This window comes from Nevskia sp. (assembly GCF_023266035.1).
Lineage (GTDB): Bacteria > Pseudomonadota > Gammaproteobacteria > Nevskiales > Nevskiaceae > Nevskia.
The window spans coordinates 1-1,457 of sequence record NZ_JAHFRY010000195.1 but is presented as its reverse complement, the minus strand read 5'-3'; the positions used below and the strand labels follow the sequence as shown (position 1 = coordinate 1,457).

The following is a 1,457-nucleotide window of genomic DNA, read 5'->3' as shown; positions in this document are numbered from 1 at the left end:
CCCGATGCGGTGGCCGCCACTGCCGCAGCCGCGCAGCTGAGCGAGATACACAAGATCCTGCACATCGTTGCCGACGTCGGCCCTGCCGGTCAGCGTGCCGAGGACGTGTTCAAACCGAGCGACCCTCTGGCGCTGTATCTGATCGATCCGAACGGCAACTGGTTGATGGTCTACAAGGATCAGGCCGATGCCGACAAGCTGCAGCGCGGCTTGCTGGACGATCTGAAGAAGCTGCTGAAGCTGTCGTCGATTGGGTGAAACCTTCTGCGAGCACCGCGCGCAGAAGGTTTCACGCCCGGCCACGGATGGCCGGGCCGGGGCCGTCGAACCAAGGCAATGCTGCGGCATGGATGCCGTGAAATCGCAGGATCATCACAGTAGTAAAATGCGCGGCTCGAAACACGACACCCCATGCTCCAGACCTTCAACCGCCTGAACCTGCTGACCCTGGTTCTCACCTTCTGCCTGATCGTGCTCGGTGCTTATGTGCGCCTGTCGAACGCCGGCCTCGGCTGCCCGGACTGGCCGGGCTGCTATGGCCACATCGGCGTGCCGGATGCCGCGCATGAAGTGGCTGCCGCCGAAGCCGCGTATCCGGATCGGCCCGTGCAGGCACCGAAAGCCTGGAAGGAGATGGTCCATCGCTATCTCGCCGGCATCGTCGGCTTGCTGATCGGGGCGCTGGCCGTGCTCGCCTGGCGTGATCGCGCCCGACATCTGCCACGTGGCCTGGCGACGGCTGCCGTCGGCGTGGTGCTGGTGCAGATCGTCTTCGGGGCGCTGACCGTCACCCTGAAGGTCAAGCCGATCATCGTCACCACCCATCTGCTGCTGGGTCTGACGACTTTGTCGCTGGTGTTCTGGATGTGGCTGGGTAGACGGGCACCGTCCGATGAACCTCAGGTCGCTCCGCTGCGCGCCGCCCTGCTGAAGCCGCTGTCGATCGCCGCGCTGCTGCTGCTCTGTTGCCAGATCTTTCTCGGCGGCTGGACCAGCACTAACTACGCCGCGCTGGCCTGTCCGGACTTTCCGGCCTGTCACGGCAGCTTTGCGCCGAAGGGCGAACTCGGTGTGGCCTTCAAGCTGTGGCACGGCCTCGGCATCGATTACGAAGGCGGCATTCTCGATGTCGCCGCCCGTGCGACGATCCATCTCGTGCATCGCTACGGGGCACTGATCTTGAGTCTGGTGTTGATCGGCATCGCCGCCTATCTGCTGAGCCTGAAGCGGGCGCCCTACCGGCAACTGGCGCTGACGTTGCTGGGTGCGCTGGCGCTGCAGGTGTTTATCGGTATCGGGCTGATCCATCTGCAGCTGCCGCTATGGCTGGCCGATGCCCACAACGCCGGTGCGCCGCTGCTGTTGCTGGCGGTGATGGCACTGAATCATGAGGTTTGGCACGGAGGTCTGGCACGGTGCCCCGCCTCGTCCAGCGAAGATCTTGAGTCCCGAGCCGA

The 1,457-nt window shown here is 64.4% G+C and carries 1 protein-coding gene and 1 pseudogene; both read left to right on the top strand.

Annotation, left to right across the window (positions count from 1 at the left end; translation table 11 throughout):
- Positions 1-258 (top strand): annotated as a pseudogene (locus Q0D45_RS20400) (hypothetical protein); the annotation flags it as partial.
- A gap of 153 nt (positions 259-411) precedes the next feature.
- A partial coding sequence (locus Q0D45_RS20395; RefSeq protein WP_293397428.1) for a heme A synthase occupies positions 412-1,457 on the top strand: 1,046 nt, incomplete at its 3' end.